Below are 15,844 nucleotides of genomic sequence, written 5' to 3'. Positions count from 1 at the left end.
CATGGATTTCGGTCTTTCGGAGGAGCAAAGGCTGATCGTCGAAACGACGCGCGCCTTTGTCGAGAACGAACTCTACCCGCACGAAGCGGAGGTGGAACGCACCGGCGTGTTGCGCAAGGAACTCGCTGAGGAGCTCAAGCAGAAGGCGATGGAAGCCGGACTCTATGCAGCCAACATGCCAGCCGAAGTCGGCGGCGCGGGGCTCGATACCGTCACCTGGCTGCTCTACGAAAAGGAACTCGGCCGCGCCAATTATGCGTTGCACTGGACCTGCGTCGGGCGCCCGTCGAATATCCTGCTTGCAGGTACCGATGCGCAGAAAGAGAAATACCTCTACCCCTGCATTCGCGGCGAAAAGTCCGACTGCCTGGCCATGACCGAACCCGGCGCGGGCTCGGACTTGCGCGGCATGAAGGCGACCGCTGTCGAAAAAGGCGGCGACTGGGTCGTCAACGGCACCAAACATTTCATCAGCCACGCGCTCGAAGCCGATTTCGTCATACTCTTTGTTGCATCGGGCGAAGAAGAGACGCCGCGCGGCAAAAAGAAGAAAATCACCGCCTTCTTCGTCGACAAGGGCCACCCCGGCATGACGATCCGCGAAGGCTACCGCAATGTCTCGCATCGCGGTTATACCAATGCCATCGTTGAATTCGACGATTGCCGCCTGCCGCAGGAAGCGATCCTCGGCGAAGTCCACAAAGGCTTCGAGGTCGCCAACACCTGGCTTGGAGCAACCCGCTTGCAGGTTGCGGCGACGTGCCTTGGCCGCGCGGAACGTGCGCTCGGCCACGCCATTGAATATGCTGCCCAGCGCCAACAGTTCGGCCAGCAGATCGGCAAGTTCCAGGGCGTTTCGTTCAAGCTCGCTGATATGGCAACCGAGCTCAAGGCGGCGGATCTTCTGACCTTCGAGGCCGGGTGGAAGTTCGACCAGGGCACGGTGACCGACCAGGACATGGCCATGGCCAAGTTGAAGGCGACCGAAACGCTGGCCTTCGTCGCCGATGAAGCCATCCAGATTCACGGCGGCATGGGCCTTATGGATGACCTGCCGCTCGAACGCATCTGGCGAGATGCCCGTGTTGAGCGCATCTGGGAAGGCACGTCCGAGATCCAGCGGCACATCATCTCGCGTGCCCTGCTCCGCCCGCATGGCGCATAACGGAGCATTTCATGGCATCGCATAAGCTCGACCGGCTGCTTCGGCCAAAATCCATTGCTGTCTTCGGTGGCCTCCAGGCCATCGAAGTCATCAGGCAATCACAGAAAATGGGCTTTACCGGCGAGATTTGGCCGGTCCATCCCAAGCATGACGAGATCCTCGGCCTCAAGGTCTATCGCTCGGTGGCCGATCTCCCCGGAAGTCCCGATGCCGCCTTTGTCGGCGTCAACCGTTTCGTCACGCTTGATATCGTGCGGCAGTTGCGCGATGCCGGCGCCGGCGTCGCGGTCTGCTATGCCTCGGGCTTTCTTGAAGCCGGCGCGGACGATGCCGATGGCGCACGCTTGCAAGAGGAGCTCGTTGAAGCGGCAGGCGACATGCCGATCATCGGACCGAACTGCTACGGCCTTATCAATTATTGCGACGGCGCCCTGCTCTGGCCTGACCAGCACGGCGGACGCCGGCTTGCTGCCGACGAGCGCGGCGTTGCGATCATCACGCAATCGTCCAACATCGCCATCAACATGACGATGCAGAACCGCGGATTGCCGATCGCCCACGTCATGACCGCGGGCAACCAGGCGCAGACCGGCCTTCCAGACATGGCGATCGCACTTCTCGAAGACGACCGCGTGACTGCGCTCGGTCTGCATATCGAAGCATTCCAGTCAGCGCCGAAATTCGAGGCTCTGGCAAAACGGGCGCGCGAACTCGGCAAGCCGATCGTCGCCATGAAGGTCGGCCGGTCGGCGCAGGCACGCGCGGCGACGGTCTCGCACACCGCTTCGCTGGCAGGATCGGACGCTGCATCCGACTCGTTCCTGAAACGGCTCGGCATAGCCCGCGTCAATTCGATCGCCTCGTTCCTCGAAACGTTGAAGTTTCTCCACGTTCATGGCCCTCTCGATGGCAACACACTGTGCTCAATGAGTTGTTCAGGCGGCGAGGCATCGGTGATGGCAGACAGCGCCGAGGGCCGCTCGGTGGAATTTCCGGCGCTCACGCCGGAACACAGGGCGCGCGTCAAGGCAACGCTCGGGCCGCTCGTCGCCGTGGCGAACCCGCTCGACTATCATACCTTCATCTGGAACAACGAACCGGCCCTGACGGAGACCTTCACCGCCATGGTTTCCGGCGGCTTCGCCTTAAGCTGCCTCGTTCTTGATTTTCCCCGCAAGGATCGCTGCTCCGACGTGGATTGGTGGTCGACGGTGCGCGGTTTCGAAAGTGCGCTCAAGACCAATCGCGCCAAGGGAGCGATTGTAGCGTCCTTGCCCGAAAACATTCCCGAAGAGTACATGGCCGGGCTGATGGAAAGCGGGATCGCGCCTCTTTGCGGCATCACCGAAGCGTTCGACGCCGCCGAGGCTGCCGCGTTCATCGGCCGTGCCTGGAAGCTTGCCGCTTCCGCACCCGTCGCAGCACCGGGCGGTTCAAACGCTTATGAACCCGCCTCTCCCGATGAGGCGGACGCCAAGGCGCTGTTGCGCAGGCTGGAACTCCCCGTACCGGAAGGTCGCCGCTGCCAGACAGCCGATGAGGCAGTCCTTATCGCGAACGGTCTCGGCTATCCGGTTGCCTTGAAGGCGCTCGGCATCGCCCACAAATCCGAGCATAATGCGGTGCGCCTGAACCTAAAAAGCAGCGACGAAGTTCGAAGCGCGGCGAATGACCTTGCCGGCCTTGGAACAGGACTTTACGTGGAGCGCATGGTAACAGGTGCGGTCGCCGAACTCATTGTCGGCATAGTCGATGATCCACAGTTCGGCCCGGTGATGACGCTTGGAACCGGCGGCGTTCTCGTCGAACTGCTGCAGGATACGGCGACGTTGCTGCTGCCATCGAGCCGTGAAGATATCGAGGCGGCACTGCGTTCGCTCCGCATGTTCCCGCTACTCGACGGCTATCGCGGCAGGAAGGCGGCCGATCTTGATGCCGCGATTGATGCCATAGCGGCAATCGCCACGTTTGCCGTGAAGAATGCAGGCCGCATATCCGAGCTGGATATCAATCCGCTGCTCGTCTGCGGCAAGGGAGACGGCGCGTGGATTGCCGATGCGCTGCTGGTCACAAAGGGAGAGCTGAATTGAACGACGTTATAAGGACAAGGCGCGAGGGCGGCATTCTCGAGGTCACGCTCGACCGCCCGAAGGCGAATGCGATCGATCTGATCACGAGCCGCCTCATGGGCGAAACGTTCAGAGAATTCCGCGACGATCCCGAATTGCGCGTCGCCATCGTCCAGACCGCCGGAGACAAGTTTTTCTGCGCCGGCTGGGACCTGAAGGCAGCTGCAGGCGGTGACGCCGTCGACGGCGACTATGGTGTCGGCGGTTTCGGTGGTCTGCAGGAGTTGCGCGACCTGAACAAGCCAGTCATCGCCGCGGTCAACGGCATGGCCGTCGGCGGCGGCTTTGAGCTCGCGCTTTCCTGCGACATGATCCTCGCATCCGATCATTCGAGCTTCGCCCTCCCCGAAATTCGCGCCGGCACCCTGGCCGACGCCGCGACGGTCAAATTGCCCAAGCGCATTCCCTATCACGTCGCGATGGACCTGCTTCTGACCGGTCGCTGGATGGATGTCGCCGAGGCGCATCGCTGGGGTCTCGTCAATGAGGTTCTGCCCAAGGACAGGCTGATGGAGCGTGTCTGGGAGATCGCCCGCCTCCTCGAAAGCGGTCCGCCGCTCGTTTTCGCCGCGATCAAGGAAGTCGCCCGCGAGGCAGAGAACATGACATTCCAGCAGGCAATGAATATGATCACCAAGCGGAAGTTCCGCACGGTCGATATTCTTTATGCCTCGGAAGACGGACAGGAAGGATTCAAGGCCTTTGCCGAGAAGCGTGAACCTGTCTGGAAGGGTAGATGAGCACAGACTATTCGGTCCTGATCGATAAAGAGACCTGGGCGTTCATCGACAGGACGAACAGTTTCTATCCCCCGGACGCGATAGACCTCACTATCGAAGAGCAGCGCGACGTCTATAACACGATGTGCCGCGCATTCTTTGCCGGCTATCCACAGGCAGTGTCATCGATGGATGCATTCATCGATGCGCGCGACCACCGGATACCGGTCCGTGTCTATGACAAAAGCGGCTCAAAGCCCGAAGCCGTCTGCCTCTATTTCCACGGTGGCGGCTTCGTCGTCGGCGGGCTCGACAGCCATGATGATGTCTGCGCCGAAATTTGTGATGGAACGGGCTTTCGCATCGTCTCCGTCGATTATCGCCTTGCACCCGAGCACCTGCACCCCACGGCGTTCCGCGACTGCCGCGCAGCCTTCGAACACGTGGCCGTAACCTCGGATCTTCCAATCATTATTTGCGGAGATAGCGCCGGCGGCAATCTGGCTGCGGCAGTCACCCATCACGTCCGCCTCCATGACCGCGCACCGATCGGCCAGGTTCTCATCTATCCGGGGCTCGGCGGCGCGACCGATCAGGGCTCCTATCTCACTCACGCCGAAGCGCCGATGCTGTCGACGCGTGATACCGTCTACTACGCCAATATGCGTGGTGGCGGCTTCAACTGGTCCACTGATCCGCGCTTCGCGCCCCTCAACGATCCGGATTTTGGCGGACTGCCGCCGACAGTTGTCATTTCGGCCGAATGCGATCCGCTCTCGGACGATGGCCGGCACTACCGCGACAAGATTCTCGCAGCGGGCGGCAAGGCGATCTGGAACAATGAGCCGGGCCTGATCCACGCTTATCTGCGCGCCCGCCACAGTGTCGAGCGGGCGCGGTCAAGCTTCCGGCGGATCGTCACCGCCGTACATCTGCTCGGGCAAAGCCGCTGGCCCGGCCAACTTTGATTTCATTTAATTCCCGGCGCTCGCCATACGCCGGTTCTTCATCGCGCCTTCGAGCCAGCCAAGCTCCATTTCCGGAACCGACGACAGCAGCAGATCCGTGTAGGCGTCGAAAGGCGGCTTCAGCACCTCGGTCTTCGGACCGTAGCGCACCACTTCGCCCCGATACATGACTGCGATCGCATCGGCGATGGATTTGACCACGGCAAGATCGTGGGTGATGAAGATATAAGCGACGTTCTCGTCCTTCTGCAGATCAAGCAGAAGCTTGAGGATGCCGTCGGCCACCAGCGGATCGAGCGCGCTCGTCACCTCGTCGCAGATGATAAGCTTGGGCTTGGCGGCAAGCGCGCGCGCAATGCAGACACGCTGCTTCTGTCCGCCAGACAGTTCGGCCGGGTAGCGATCGGCAAAGCCCGTCCCCATCTCGATCTTGTCGAGCAGTTCGCGAACACGAGCATCGCGTTCCCTGCCTCGCATGCCGAAATAGAATTCGAGCGGACGGCCGATAATCGTGCCGATGGTCTGGCGCGGGTTCATCGCGACATCCGCCATCTGGTAGATCATCTGCAACTCGCGCAGATCGTTGCGCGTGCGGTTGGCGAGGCGTGGCGACAGTGTGCGCCCGTTGAACGTGATGCTCCCTTCCATCGGCGACAACAGCCCGGTGATGGCGCGCGCCAGCGTCGACTTGCCGGAACCGGACTCGCCGACGACGGCCAGCGTCTGGCCAAGATGGACGTCGACGGTAACGTTCTTGAGCACCTTGACCAGTCCGCCCCCATAGGCCGCGGTAATGTTGTTGACCGCCAGCACAGGCGCATCGTTCGGGTTCTTCTGCTCGTGCGGAATGTGATGCACGGAAACAAGCTGGTTGGTGTATTGCTGGCGCGGCTCCTTGATGATCTGGCGTGTATCGCCATATTCGACGAGCTTGCCATGGCGCAGCACCATGATGTCGTCGGCGACCTGCGCCACGACAGCAAGATCATGCGTGATATAGAGCGCGGCGACGTTGGTGTCGTGGATGGCCTCCTTGATCGATGCCAGCACGTCGATCTGGGTGGTCACGTCCAGCGCCGTCGTCGGTTCATCGAAGACGATGAGGTCGGGCTCCGAGCACAATGCCATGGCAGTCATGGCGCGTTGCAACTGGCCGCCGGATACCTGATGGGGAAAGCGCTGACCGAACGTCTCGGGATTCGGCAGTCCAAGCTTCTTGAACAAGCCTATCGCACGCTTCTCGGCTTCTGCCCTCGAACATATACGGTGCAGAAGCGCTGCTTCTATGACCTGGTCCATAAGCTTGCGGGCGGGATTGAACGAGGCGGCAGCCGACTGTGCGACGTAACAGACCTCCTTGCCCCGGACCTGGCGCAACAGGCGCGGGCCACCTTTGACAAGATCGCGGCCGTTGAGGATCACTTGCCCGCCAGTAATGCGCACGCCTCCCCGGCCATAGCACATGCTTGACAGGCCAATCGTGGATTTGCCGGCGCCCGACTCGCCGATAAGGCCGAGCACCTTGCCGCGCTCGAGCTTGACCGACACGTCGTCAACGATGACGACGTTACGCGGCGGCTCACCGGGTGGATAGCTGGTGGCCTCGATGCGCAGGTTCTGGATATCGAGCAGGAGACCGGTCTTGTCCTTCCTTGGTGCCTTAGCCATTGCGACCTCCCTTCAGACTTGTCGTCCGGTTCAATATCCAATCGGCAACGAGGTTGACCGAGATCGCGAGAACGGCGATCGCCGCTGCAGGAATAAGCGCCGCCGGGACGCCGAAGACGATGCCTTCCTTGTTTTCCTTGACCATGCCGCCCCAGTCGGCATCCGGCGGTTGCACACCGAGGCCGAGGAAGGAAAGCGCCGACAGGAAGAGCACGGCAAAGATAAAGCGCAGCCCGAGTTCAGCGATAAGCGGGGTGAGCGCATTAGGCAGGATTTCACGAAATATGATCCATACCCGCCCCTCACCGCGCAGCTTTGCGGCCTCGACAAAGTCCATAACGTTGATATCCACCGCGACGGCCCGCGCCAATCGATAGACGCGGGTGGCGTCGAGCAGGCCCATGACGAAAATAAGCGTGACCACATTGGCAGGCAGGACCGAAAGCACGACGAGCGCAAAGATCAGTGTCGGGATTGCCATGATCAGATCGACAAAGCGTGACATTAGCTGGTCAAACCACCCGCCGACGACGGCGGCGGCGAACCCCAGCACCGAACCGAGAATAAAGGAAAGGGCCGTCGCCATGGCGGCGATGAAAATAGTAATGCGTGCACCGTAGATCATGCGCGACAGGAGATCACGGCCGAGATTATCGGTACCGAGCAGATACTTGGCCGACGAGGGCTCCCACACGTCGCCCACCGTCTCGCCGACGGGATATGGCGCGACCCATGGAGCGAATATAGCCGCAAACAGGAACACGGCGGTAATGATGAGGCCGATCCATGCGCTGATTGGAATAGCTTTGACGTTCAGCATGGCGCCCCCTATTTCGGATGCCGGAGGCGGGGATTGGAAACAATCGCCACGATGTCAGCAATGATGTTCAAACTTATGTAGACGGCCGCGAAAACCAGACCGCATGCCTGCACGACCGGGACGTCGCGCTTGGCCACGTGGTCGACGAGATACTGGCCCATGCCCGGATAAACAAAGATCACCTCGACCACGACGACGCCGACCACGAGAAATGCGAGGTTGAGCATCACGACATTGACGATCGGCGCAATCGCATTGGGAAACGCATGCCGGGTAATGATCTGAAGCGGCGAAAGCCCCTTCAGTTCGGCCGTTTCTATATAGGCAGACTGCATGACGTTGAGGATTGCCGCACGCGTCATGCGCATCATATGCGCGAGAACGACGAGCGTTAGCACCGTCACCGGCAATGCAATCGCGCTCAGCCGCTCGCCGAGCGGCATGCCTTCATAGACAGTCGATACGCTCGGGAACCACTGCAGCCGCACCGCAACGAAATATATGAGCAGGTAGCCGGTGAAGAACTCGGGCAGCGAGGTCGAAGCGAGACCAAGGCCGGAGATCAGCTTATCGACGAAGCCGTTGCGGTAGCGCACCGCCAAGAGCCCGAGCATGATGGCGAGCGGAATGGAGACCACCGCCGCCCAGAATGCCAGGAACAGCGTATTCCATAGCCGCTCCTTCAGCGACGTCGCGATATCCTGTCCGCTGGAAAGTGCCGTCCCGAGATCGCCGGTCAGGATCCCGCCGAGCCAGCGCAAATAACGAATATAGGCAGGGTCGTTCAGACCCATGTCACGCCGCAGGTTTTCAAGCGCCTGCGGCGTGGCCGATTGGCCGAGGATGGATTGGGCCACGTCGCCCGGCAGGATTTGCGTGCCGGCAAAGATGAGCACCGAGACCGCAAGCAGGAGCAGAAGGCCCATCGCAATGCGCTGGGCCACCAGTTTCAGGACAGGTGCACTCATCCGCCCGGCGCCGATCAGGCGTTCAGCCAGCAGCGCGACAGAGCATAGCCGCCGCTCATCTCCTGATTGCCGTCCGGCACCCAGCCGCCGACCTTGGCGCTGGTCGCGTCGATGAAGTCGTTGAACATCGGCACGATGACACCGCCTTCATCGCGAACGATGATGGCCATGTCGCGGTACATCTGCTTGCGCTTGCCCTCATCGAGTTCGCCGCGCGCGGTGATCAGCATCTGGTCGAACTTGGGATTGAAGAAGCGCGTGTCATTCCAGTCGGCCTTCGAATAGTAGGCCGTGGAATACATCTGGTCCTGTGTCGGACGTCCGCCCCAATAGGATTCCGAGAAGGGCTGCTTGTTCCAGACTTCGGACCAGTAGCCGTCGCCAGGCTCGCGCTTGACTTCGATCTTGATGCCGGCCTTGGCAGCGCTCTGCTGATAGAGCTGTGCCGCATCGACAGCGCCCGGGAAGGCGACATCGGATGTGCGCAGGAGAACGGTGCCGTCATGGCCTGACTTCTTGAAGTGGAACGCAGCCTTGTCCGGATCGTAGGTGCGCTGCTCGATATCGTCGGAGAACAGCGGATAGGCCTTGTTGATCGGGAAGTCATTGCCTACGGAACCGTAGCCGCGCAGAATCTTCTGCACCATCTCTTCGCGGTTCATGGCGTATTTCAGCGCAAGACGCAGATCCACATTATCGAAGGGCGCCGTGTTGCAATGTGCAATGAACACGTAATGTCCCTTGCCGGCCACGTTCTGGATGGTCACGCCGGGGACGCGCTTGACGAGGTCGACAATCTTCGGCTCGACGCGGTTGATCATGTGAACCTGTCCGGACTGAAGAGCCGCGGTACGGGCAGTCGCATCGTTGATGACGATGATTTCGATCTGGTCGGCATGGCCGCGCTTGTCGCCGTTCCAGTAGTTGGCGAACTTTTCGCCAATGTGACGTACGCCCGGCTGATCGGTGACGACTTTGTATGGTCCCGTCCCGATACCTGCGGTGGGCTTGTCCTTGCCGCCGTTCGGCTGGATCATCAGGTGATAGTCGTCCATCAGGAACGGCAGGTCGGCGTTGGCTTCTTTCAATGTGAAAACAACGGTATCGCCGTCCTTCTTCACGTTCTCGATGCCGCCCATGATACCAAGGGCGCCCGACTTGGAATTCGCGTCCGAGTGGCGTTCCATGGTGGCGACAACGTCGTCCGGCGTCATTTCCTTGCCGTCGTGGAACTGGACACCCTTGCGGATCTTGAAGGTCCATACCTTCGCGTCGTCCGATGAGCCCCACTCTTCGGCGAGTTTCGGCTCAAGCTTGCCATCGGGCTGGATCTCGACAAGCTGCTCGCCCCACTGGCGGCCGAATTTGTAGGGCACCTGGCTTTGCCACGTCGCAGGGTCAAGACTGTCCGTGGATGCACCGCCCTGCATGCCCGCCTTGAGCGTGCCGCCCTTCACAGGCCCCTCGGCAAGTGCAGCACTGGACAAGAGGGAGTTGGCAAATACGGTCGTAACACCAAGTGCGGCTGCCCGGCCGAGAAAGTCGCGGCGGGAGATGTGACCGCGTGCGACCTTGCGGCTGAGATATTCGAGTTCTTTAGACATACCAGTTCCCCTTCTTGCTCCGGCGCAACGCGCCCGGATTGGTTTTTGTGATAATGTGACTTGATACCCGTGGATTACAACTGTTGATTGCTAAATAGTCCTCCCCGGCTCATCTGAATCTCAAATGAAGCTTCGTTTGATCGTTTCTGCGAAGTCGTGCTCGAAGATGACATTGTCGTTGTCGTAGGCCTCGATACGCCCCGTCAGGTAGAAATTGTGCTGGTCCGATCGCATCGTCGTGTAGGTCTCCGTGCGCGTACGCCAATTGTCGCGTCCGGAAATCTCGGTCCAATGCGTCTCGCCATAGGCCGACAGCGGATCGTCAGGATGGATCTCCCAACGCTCGCGCGCTACGCCGCCATGAATCAGCCCATGATCCTTGTCGCGCGCCTCGCCAAAATCATCCTCGATCAGTAACGTGATCTTGCCGCTTACCTGATCGTGTTCGATCGTCCGGCTATTGCCACCTTCGCGCAATGTCTCAATCTGCCATGGCGATGCGCCCTCCGGCTCGGGGAAAGTCCACTCGTCGCCGGTCGCAAGCGGGCGCGAGGGAATTGCCACGCTGCCAGCGTGGATGCTGAGGCTGACATGGGATGGCGACGGCCAGACAAGCGGCCAATAAGACGTCGAAACAGCCACGCGCAAGGTGTGCCCGGCCGGGACCCTATAGGCAATATCGTCGAGCTTGAAGGTAATTGTCACTTGCTCGCCGGGCACCAGTGGCTCGGCATTGTCATGGCCGTGGCGGTGACAGAGATTGAAGACGCCATAGGTGATACGGGTCGAGGCGCCATCCGCATGCACGTCACACAACCGCACCGCGACCATGGCCACCGGCTTGTTGCTCGATAGGGTAAGCGTGATTTCCGGCGCTCCGACAATGTCGATTGCCTCGTCGAGGGACCTGTCATAGCAAAGCGAAAGCGCGTCGTCGCGGCGCTGGTCGCCGGGCATTTCCGGTCCGAGCCAGATCGCACAATATTCGCCGCTCATCATTCCGCAATCCTGCGGCGACGCGACCAGATGCGAGAAGTTTTCGCTCGCTTCCGGCGCCAGTGACCGGTCGCCCGCAAGGTGAAGCACCTTGCTGCCGATACGTTGCGAAGGCCACTCGTTTTCGGCAATCCAATAGCCGCTGCGTTCCGTGTACCAGCTTTTCGGACGGACCGAATCCATCAGGTAGCCACGGTACGTCGGATCGTTCTCGACGCCGGTGTCGATATTCTTGAGCCAGCGATCCCACCAGCGCAGCGCCTCCTGCAGGAAGCCGATACGCGGTTCCGGCACGGCAAAGTGCGGGTATTTGTGTACCCATGGCCCGATGATGCCTTTGACCGGCGCGGTTATACCTTCCATCAAGCGCGGGACGGCGTTCTTATAGGCGTCGCCCCAGCCGCCGATCGCCAAGGTCGCGGCCTTGATCGCCGAAAACTCCTCGCAGACGGAGCCACGCCGCCAATAGTCGTCGCGCGTCTGATGCTTGAGCCATACAGCTGGCAGGAACGGCTCGTTGTGGAGACGCTCCAGCCACATCTCCCGCCATTTTGCACCGGCATGCGCCGGGTCTGGCGGACGCGAGGAATAGGCAAGCATTGTTGCGCCCCAGCCGAGATTCTCATTGAGCAGCAGGCCGCCCTTGTAATGGATATCATCGGCGAAGCGATCGTCGGTCGAGCACAACGTGATAATGGCCTTGAGCGGCTCGGGCTGGAGCGCTGCTACCTGCAACGAATTGAAGCCGCCCCAGGATATGCCCATCATGCCAACCTTGCCGGTGGACCATGGCTGCGCGGCGATCCAGTCGATCACCTCGCACGCGTCGGCAAGTTCCTGTTCGGAATATTCATCTTCCATGAGCCCTTCGGAATCGCCATTGCCGCGCATGTCGACACGCAGGCAGGCATAGCCGTGACCGGCAAAATACGGATGGGTGAGATTGTCGCGCGCCGTCGTTCCGTCCCGCTTGCGATAGGGCAGGAATTCGAGAATGGCGGGAACCGGACTATCGATGGCATTTTCCGGCATCCACACCCGCGCCGAAAGCCGGCAACCATCAGCCAGGACGATGCCCATATCGGCATGCTCGATGACATTCTGAGGAAACGTTTCGACTGTCCGCATTATCGCCTTTCATCTCGCGCAGAGTTGAAAACAGACAATGCCCGCCGAAGGCGTGACGCCCGGCGAAAGCCAGAATCCCATTTTCTCGTCTTTGCGAGGTGTTCCTTTGCCCACACTATGCGCATCTGCTCGCCAGCAGGCATAAAACAGCTGCGACATAACTCACACAATTTGCGCCACACCCGAGTTTTTCATCCGAGCTTCGAGGGGATCATTCTTTCAACGCGCCTGAAGAGCATCACGATAATGCCGGTGATCACGAGATATCCCGCGGCAAGGAGGAGCAACGGCTCGTAGGTCAGGAACGTATCCTGCCTGACACGCGAAGCGACCGCGTAAAGATCGACGACGGTAATGGTCGCTACGAGCGGCGTCGACTTCAGCTGCAGGACAGCCTCGCCGGCAAGCGTCGGCAGCGCCCTATGGATCGCCTGCGGTAGCCATATCCGCCTGAAGATCGTAAAGCGCGGCATGCCGAAGGCGCGTGCGGCTTCCAATTGCCCCTTGGGAACGCTGGCGAATGCGCCCCGCATTACCTCGCCCTCATAGCCCGCGTAGGACAAGGTCAGCGCCAGCACCGCATAGGGCCATGCCTGCCGCAAATAAGGCCAGAGTTCCGATCCGCGTATCCACGGATATTGCGGGAAGAGCGAACCAAGGCCGTAATAGAGCAGCCAGAGTTGCAGCAGCAGCGGCGTGCCGCGGATGACGGTGCAAAACATCTTGGCCGGAACAGCGAGAATCGCCGGCCCGGACGCCTGGGCGAGTCCAAGCGGCACCGCCAGCAGGAAGCCCAGGATAACCGTCACGATCAGGATCCAGATCGTCCGCCACAGGCCCTGAGCGATAAGGTCGCCGTAGTTTTGCAGCCAGTCCCAGCGCATGAAGAAAACGGCGGACGCAATCAACGCTAGACCGATCAGCATCATGACGATGCGATGCGGCTGCAGCAGGCTTGCGATGCGGATGCCGTCTGTTTCCTTGTGGATCGGAAAAGTCTCGATCGGGACTTCAATAGGCGTTTCGGACATCAATGCGCCTCCTTGACGGAGGGCATGCCGCGTCGGGCCCAGATTTCAACCCGGCCAATAATGGCGTTTGAAAACAGCGTGATGAACAGATAAAGCGCGCCTGCTGCCATATAGAAGAGGAAATAGGCCTTGGTCGCACCCGCCGCTTGGCGCGTTTCGAGCGTAAGCTCGGCGAAACCGACGACGGCCAGAAGCGATGTATCCTTGGTGGCGATCAGCCACAGATTGGCTAGTCCCGGGAGCGCATGCGGGAGCATCGCGGGCAGCGTAATGCGCCGCATCATCAGGCTCGGCGACATGCCATAGGCCCTCGCCGCTTCGATCTCGCCCTGCGGAATGGATTTGATTGCGCCGCGCAAGACCTCCGTTGCATAGGCGCCCTGGACAAAACCGAGGACGACGATACCGGCGACAAGGCCGCTAATATCGACCCGGCTGTAACCGAGGGCCTCGAATAGGCGATTGATGAGGTCCGTGCCGGCATAATAGAGCAGCAGGATCAACACCAGTTCGGGAATTGCTCGCACCATTGTGGTGTAGATAGCGGCAATGTCGCGGACAATCGGGCCGCCATAGAGCTTGCCGTAAGCGCCGAGCGTTCCGATGATCAGCCCAATGCCGAACGAACCGAGTGCGATCTGCAGGGAGTGAAAGAGCCCGCGAAGCAGATTGCCGCCCCACCCCGGTGGATTTGGCGACAGGAGCCCGAACATGCCGGATATGGCGGCGGGAAGGATCGATGCGTCGGCCAAGCCGTCCTCGATTCAGTATCGGATAGAGTTTTGAACAAGTTGGCCGGAACGGGCTATCCCGCTCCGGCCGGACAGCTTAGCCGCCATAAATATCGAAGTTGAAATACTTCTTCGAGATCTCGTCATACTTGCCATCTGAGCGGATCGCCTTGATGGCAGCGTTGATCTTGTCCTTCAGCTCGGTATCGCCCTTGCGCAGCCCGACGCCGACGCCGGGGCCGAGGATCTCCAGATCATCGGCTACCTTGCCCTTGATCTCGCAGCACGCCTTGCCTGCATCGGTCGCAACGAAGGTTTCGAGCGCGAGCGAGTCGGCCTGCGTCGCATCGATGCGGCCTGCGGCGAGATCCTGGTTCGCCTCATCCTGCGTCTGGTATTCCTTGATTTCGGCTGCGGTCGAAGCGAAGTACTTCTTGGCGTAGGCCTGGTGCACCGTCGACACCTGAACGCCGATGATCTTGCCCTTCAGGCCTTCCGGCGTCGGCTGCATCTCCACGCCCTTGGCGCCCATGATGACAGTAGGGGTGTTGTAGTACTTGTCGGAAAAATCGATGGTCTTCAACCGCTCGTCGGTAATCGACATGGAGCTGGCGATCATGTCGATTTTCTTCGTGGTCAAGGCAGGAATGATGCCGTCCCAAGCGACAGGCGTAATGACGCAATCAAGCTTGGCCTGCTCGCACAGCGCGTTGATGATATCGACTTCCCAGCCGTTCCATTTGCCCGATGCGTCGGGCGAGGTGAATGGCGGATAGGGCTCGGCAGCGATGCCGACTTTCACCTGCTCGGCGCTTGCAGCGCCCATGCCGACGACGACCAGGACAACGGCGGCTACCGTTGTTTTCAAAAACGACTTCATTCTCATCTCCATTCTTTCAATGTTCCCCAGGATTGTTTCCTGTTGCTTGCTTATTTTATGAAACAGTCCGGATAAACTGCTTCAAACGTTCAGATTTTGGCGATCCGAACAATGCTTCCGGCGGACCCTCTTCCTCGATGATGCCGTTGTGCAGATAGATGACGTGGCTCGCGACCTCGCGTGCGAATTTCATCTCGTGCGTGACGAGAAGCATGGTCCGGCCTTCCTCGGCGAGATCGCCGATCACCCGCAGCACCTCGCCGACAAGTTCCGGATCAAGCGCGGAGGTGGGCTCGTCAAACAGCATGACGCGCGGCTGGATTGCAAGCGCCCGCGCAATTGCGCCGCGCTGTTGCTGGCCACCGGAGAGATAGGCAGGATAAACGTCGCGCTTGGCCGACAGGCCGACGCGCTCGAGCAGTTGCTCGCCGATGACCATGGCCTCGTCGCGCTTCATGCCGAGCACATGGACGGGGACTTCGATGACATTCTGGATCAGCGTCATGTGCTGCCAGAGGTTGAAGTTCTGGAACACCATGCCGAGACGGCTGCGGATGCGCTCGATCTGGCGCCGGTTGGCGGGATGCAGGCCGCCATGGCCGTCGCTCACCATTTTTACGTCTTCACCATTGATGCGAATAATGCCGCTGGTGGGATTTTCGAGAAAGTTGATGCAACGCAGGAACGTGGATTTACCGGAGCCACTGCCGCCGATCATGGCGACCACATCGCCATCCCGCGCCGTCAGGGACACGCCCTTCAGAACTTCGAGTGCTCCGAAGCGCTTGTGAAGCTTCTCGATATGAATGGCTTCAGCTTGCTCGCCTGTCGCCCGTTGAAGTGGATCCGTCGAAACGGTTGCCGCTTCCATCGCCGTCATTCCGGGATACCTGCTCGTATTGGGCTTGCACGTCTTGTCATGACAGCCTTTGATCCGCCTCATTATCTGACAGGGTCTAAATTGCCCTCTTTGGCTGCATCACACCACTTGCGCTCTATTTATGCAAGCGTATAAATACTCCCAGAAACAATTTTTT

Annotated in this window: 13 protein-coding genes; 4 read left to right on the top strand and 9 right to left on the bottom strand. The window is 60.1% G+C overall.

Translation table 11 applies throughout. The features are described from left to right. Position 1: 1 nt before the first annotated feature. From BR48_RS0117920 to BR48_RS0117905, 4 genes are read left to right on the top strand one after another with little or no spacing between them, the layout of a single operon-like run. Positions 2–1,165 (top strand): acyl-CoA dehydrogenase family protein, encoded by a 1,164-nt coding sequence (locus BR48_RS0117920; RefSeq protein ID WP_027232570.1) that lies wholly within the window; start codon positions 2–4, stop codon positions 1,163–1,165. 11 nt (positions 1,166–1,176) lie between these two features. After that, complete coding sequence (locus tag BR48_RS0117915; protein ID WP_027232569.1) at positions 1,177–3,255, top strand: acetate--CoA ligase family protein; 2,079 nt, start codon at positions 1,177–1,179, stop codon at positions 3,253–3,255. Beyond that, positions 3,252–4,034, top strand: a complete 783-nt coding sequence (locus BR48_RS0117910) for a carnitinyl-CoA dehydratase (protein WP_027232568.1) — start codon at positions 3,252–3,254, stop codon at positions 4,032–4,034. The genes BR48_RS0117915 and BR48_RS0117910 overlap by 4 nt, the downstream gene beginning before the upstream one ends. After that, a complete protein-coding gene (locus BR48_RS0117905; RefSeq protein ID WP_027232567.1) occupies positions 4,031–4,981 on the top strand; it encodes an alpha/beta hydrolase in 951 nt (316 codons plus the stop codon). Before BR48_RS0117910 ends, BR48_RS0117905 begins: the two co-directional genes overlap by 4 nt. A gap of 6 nt (positions 4,982–4,987) precedes the next feature. Here the strand turns inward: BR48_RS0117905 and BR48_RS0117900 are convergent, their stop codons facing one another. From BR48_RS0117900 to BR48_RS0117860, 9 genes are all read right to left on the bottom strand, one after another. After that, entirely contained in the window at positions 4,988–6,649 is a 1,662-nt protein-coding gene (locus BR48_RS0117900; protein WP_027232566.1) for an ABC transporter ATP-binding protein, read from the bottom strand. Continuing rightward, positions 6,642–7,469, bottom strand: a complete 828-nt coding sequence (locus tag BR48_RS0117895; RefSeq protein WP_027232565.1) for an ABC transporter permease — start codon at positions 7,467–7,469, stop codon at positions 6,642–6,644. Before BR48_RS0117895 ends, BR48_RS0117900 begins: the two co-directional genes overlap by 8 nt. A gap of 8 nt (positions 7,470–7,477) precedes the next feature. Beyond that, positions 7,478–8,437 (bottom strand): ABC transporter permease, encoded by a 960-nt coding sequence (locus BR48_RS0117890; RefSeq protein WP_027232564.1) that lies wholly within the window; start codon positions 8,435–8,437, stop codon positions 7,478–7,480. A gap of 14 nt (positions 8,438–8,451) precedes the next feature. Continuing rightward, positions 8,452–10,041 carry an ABC transporter substrate-binding protein gene (locus BR48_RS0117885; protein WP_027232563.1) on the bottom strand — a complete coding sequence of 530 codons (1,590 nt, stop codon included), beginning with the start codon at positions 10,039–10,041 and terminating at the stop codon, positions 8,452–8,454. A 120-nt stretch (positions 10,042–10,161) separates the two neighbouring features. Then, positions 10,162–12,165: a CocE/NonD family hydrolase gene (locus tag BR48_RS0117880; RefSeq protein WP_027232562.1), complete on the bottom strand. Its 2,004-nt coding sequence runs from the start codon at positions 12,163–12,165 to the stop codon at positions 10,162–10,164. A gap of 191 nt (positions 12,166–12,356) precedes the next feature. Then, entirely contained in the window at positions 12,357–13,094 is a 738-nt protein-coding gene (locus BR48_RS0117875) for an ABC transporter permease (RefSeq protein WP_051615173.1), read from the bottom strand. 101 nt (positions 13,095–13,195) lie between these two features. Further along, complete coding sequence (locus BR48_RS0117870) at positions 13,196–13,909, bottom strand: ABC transporter permease (protein WP_091923007.1); 714 nt, start codon at positions 13,907–13,909, stop codon at positions 13,196–13,198. A 115-nt stretch (positions 13,910–14,024) separates the two neighbouring features. Continuing rightward, on the bottom strand, positions 14,025–14,753 hold the full coding sequence (locus tag BR48_RS0117865; RefSeq protein WP_244506707.1) for a transporter substrate-binding domain-containing protein: 729 nt from the start codon (positions 14,751–14,753) through the stop codon (positions 14,025–14,027). A gap of 109 nt (positions 14,754–14,862) precedes the next feature. Further along, positions 14,863–15,687, bottom strand: coding sequence for an ABC transporter ATP-binding protein (locus tag BR48_RS0117860; protein ID WP_027232558.1), 825 nt, complete (start codon positions 15,685–15,687; stop codon positions 14,863–14,865). Positions 15,688–15,844: the final 157 nt, after the last annotated feature.

It is taken from the genome of Phyllobacterium sp. UNC302MFCol5.2 (genome assembly GCF_000686005.1).
In the GTDB taxonomy this organism is placed as follows: Bacteria; Pseudomonadota; Alphaproteobacteria; order Rhizobiales; family Rhizobiaceae; genus Phyllobacterium; species Phyllobacterium pellucidum.
The sequence above is the reverse complement of the archived record's forward strand: the minus strand, read 5'-3'. Positions and strand labels throughout refer to the sequence as shown.

Bases quoted from the DNA above. Each gene is read 5' to 3' on its own strand.
- BR48_RS0117920 (WP_027232570.1), top strand. From the start codon at position 2: ATGGATTTCGGTCTTTCGGAGGAGCAAAGGCTGATCGTCGAAACGACG.
- BR48_RS0117915 (WP_027232569.1), top strand. From the start codon at position 1,177: ATGGCATCGCATAAGCTCGACCGGCTGCTTCGGCCAAAATCCATTGCT.
- BR48_RS0117905 (WP_027232567.1), top strand. From the start codon at position 4,031: ATGAGCACAGACTATTCGGTCCTGATCGATAAAGAGACCTGGGCGTTC.
- BR48_RS0117900 (WP_027232566.1), bottom strand. From the start codon at position 6,649: ATGGCTAAGGCACCAAGGAAGGACAAGACCGGTCTCCTGCTCGATATC.
- BR48_RS0117895 (WP_027232565.1), bottom strand. From the start codon at position 7,469: ATGCTGAACGTCAAAGCTATTCCAATCAGCGCATGGATCGGCCTCATC.
- BR48_RS0117890 (WP_027232564.1), bottom strand. From the start codon at position 8,437: ATGAGTGCACCTGTCCTGAAACTGGTGGCCCAGCGCATTGCGATGGGC.
- BR48_RS0117885 (WP_027232563.1), bottom strand. From the start codon at position 10,041: ATGTCTAAAGAACTCGAATATCTCAGCCGCAAGGTCGCACGCGGTCAC.
- BR48_RS0117880 (WP_027232562.1), bottom strand. From the start codon at position 12,165: ATGCGGACAGTCGAAACGTTTCCTCAGAATGTCATCGAGCATGCCGAT.
- BR48_RS0117875 (WP_051615173.1), bottom strand. From the start codon at position 13,094: ATGATGCTGATCGGTCTAGCGTTGATTGCGTCCGCCGTTTTCTTCATG.
- BR48_RS0117870 (WP_091923007.1), bottom strand. From the start codon at position 13,909: ATGTTCGGGCTCCTGTCGCCAAATCCACCGGGGTGGGGCGGCAATCTG.
- BR48_RS0117865 (WP_244506707.1), bottom strand. From the start codon at position 14,753: ATGGGCGCTGCAAGCGCCGAGCAGGTGAAAGTCGGCATCGCTGCCGAG.
- BR48_RS0117860 (WP_027232558.1), bottom strand. From the start codon at position 15,687: ATGACGGCGATGGAAGCGGCAACCGTTTCGACGGATCCACTTCAACGG.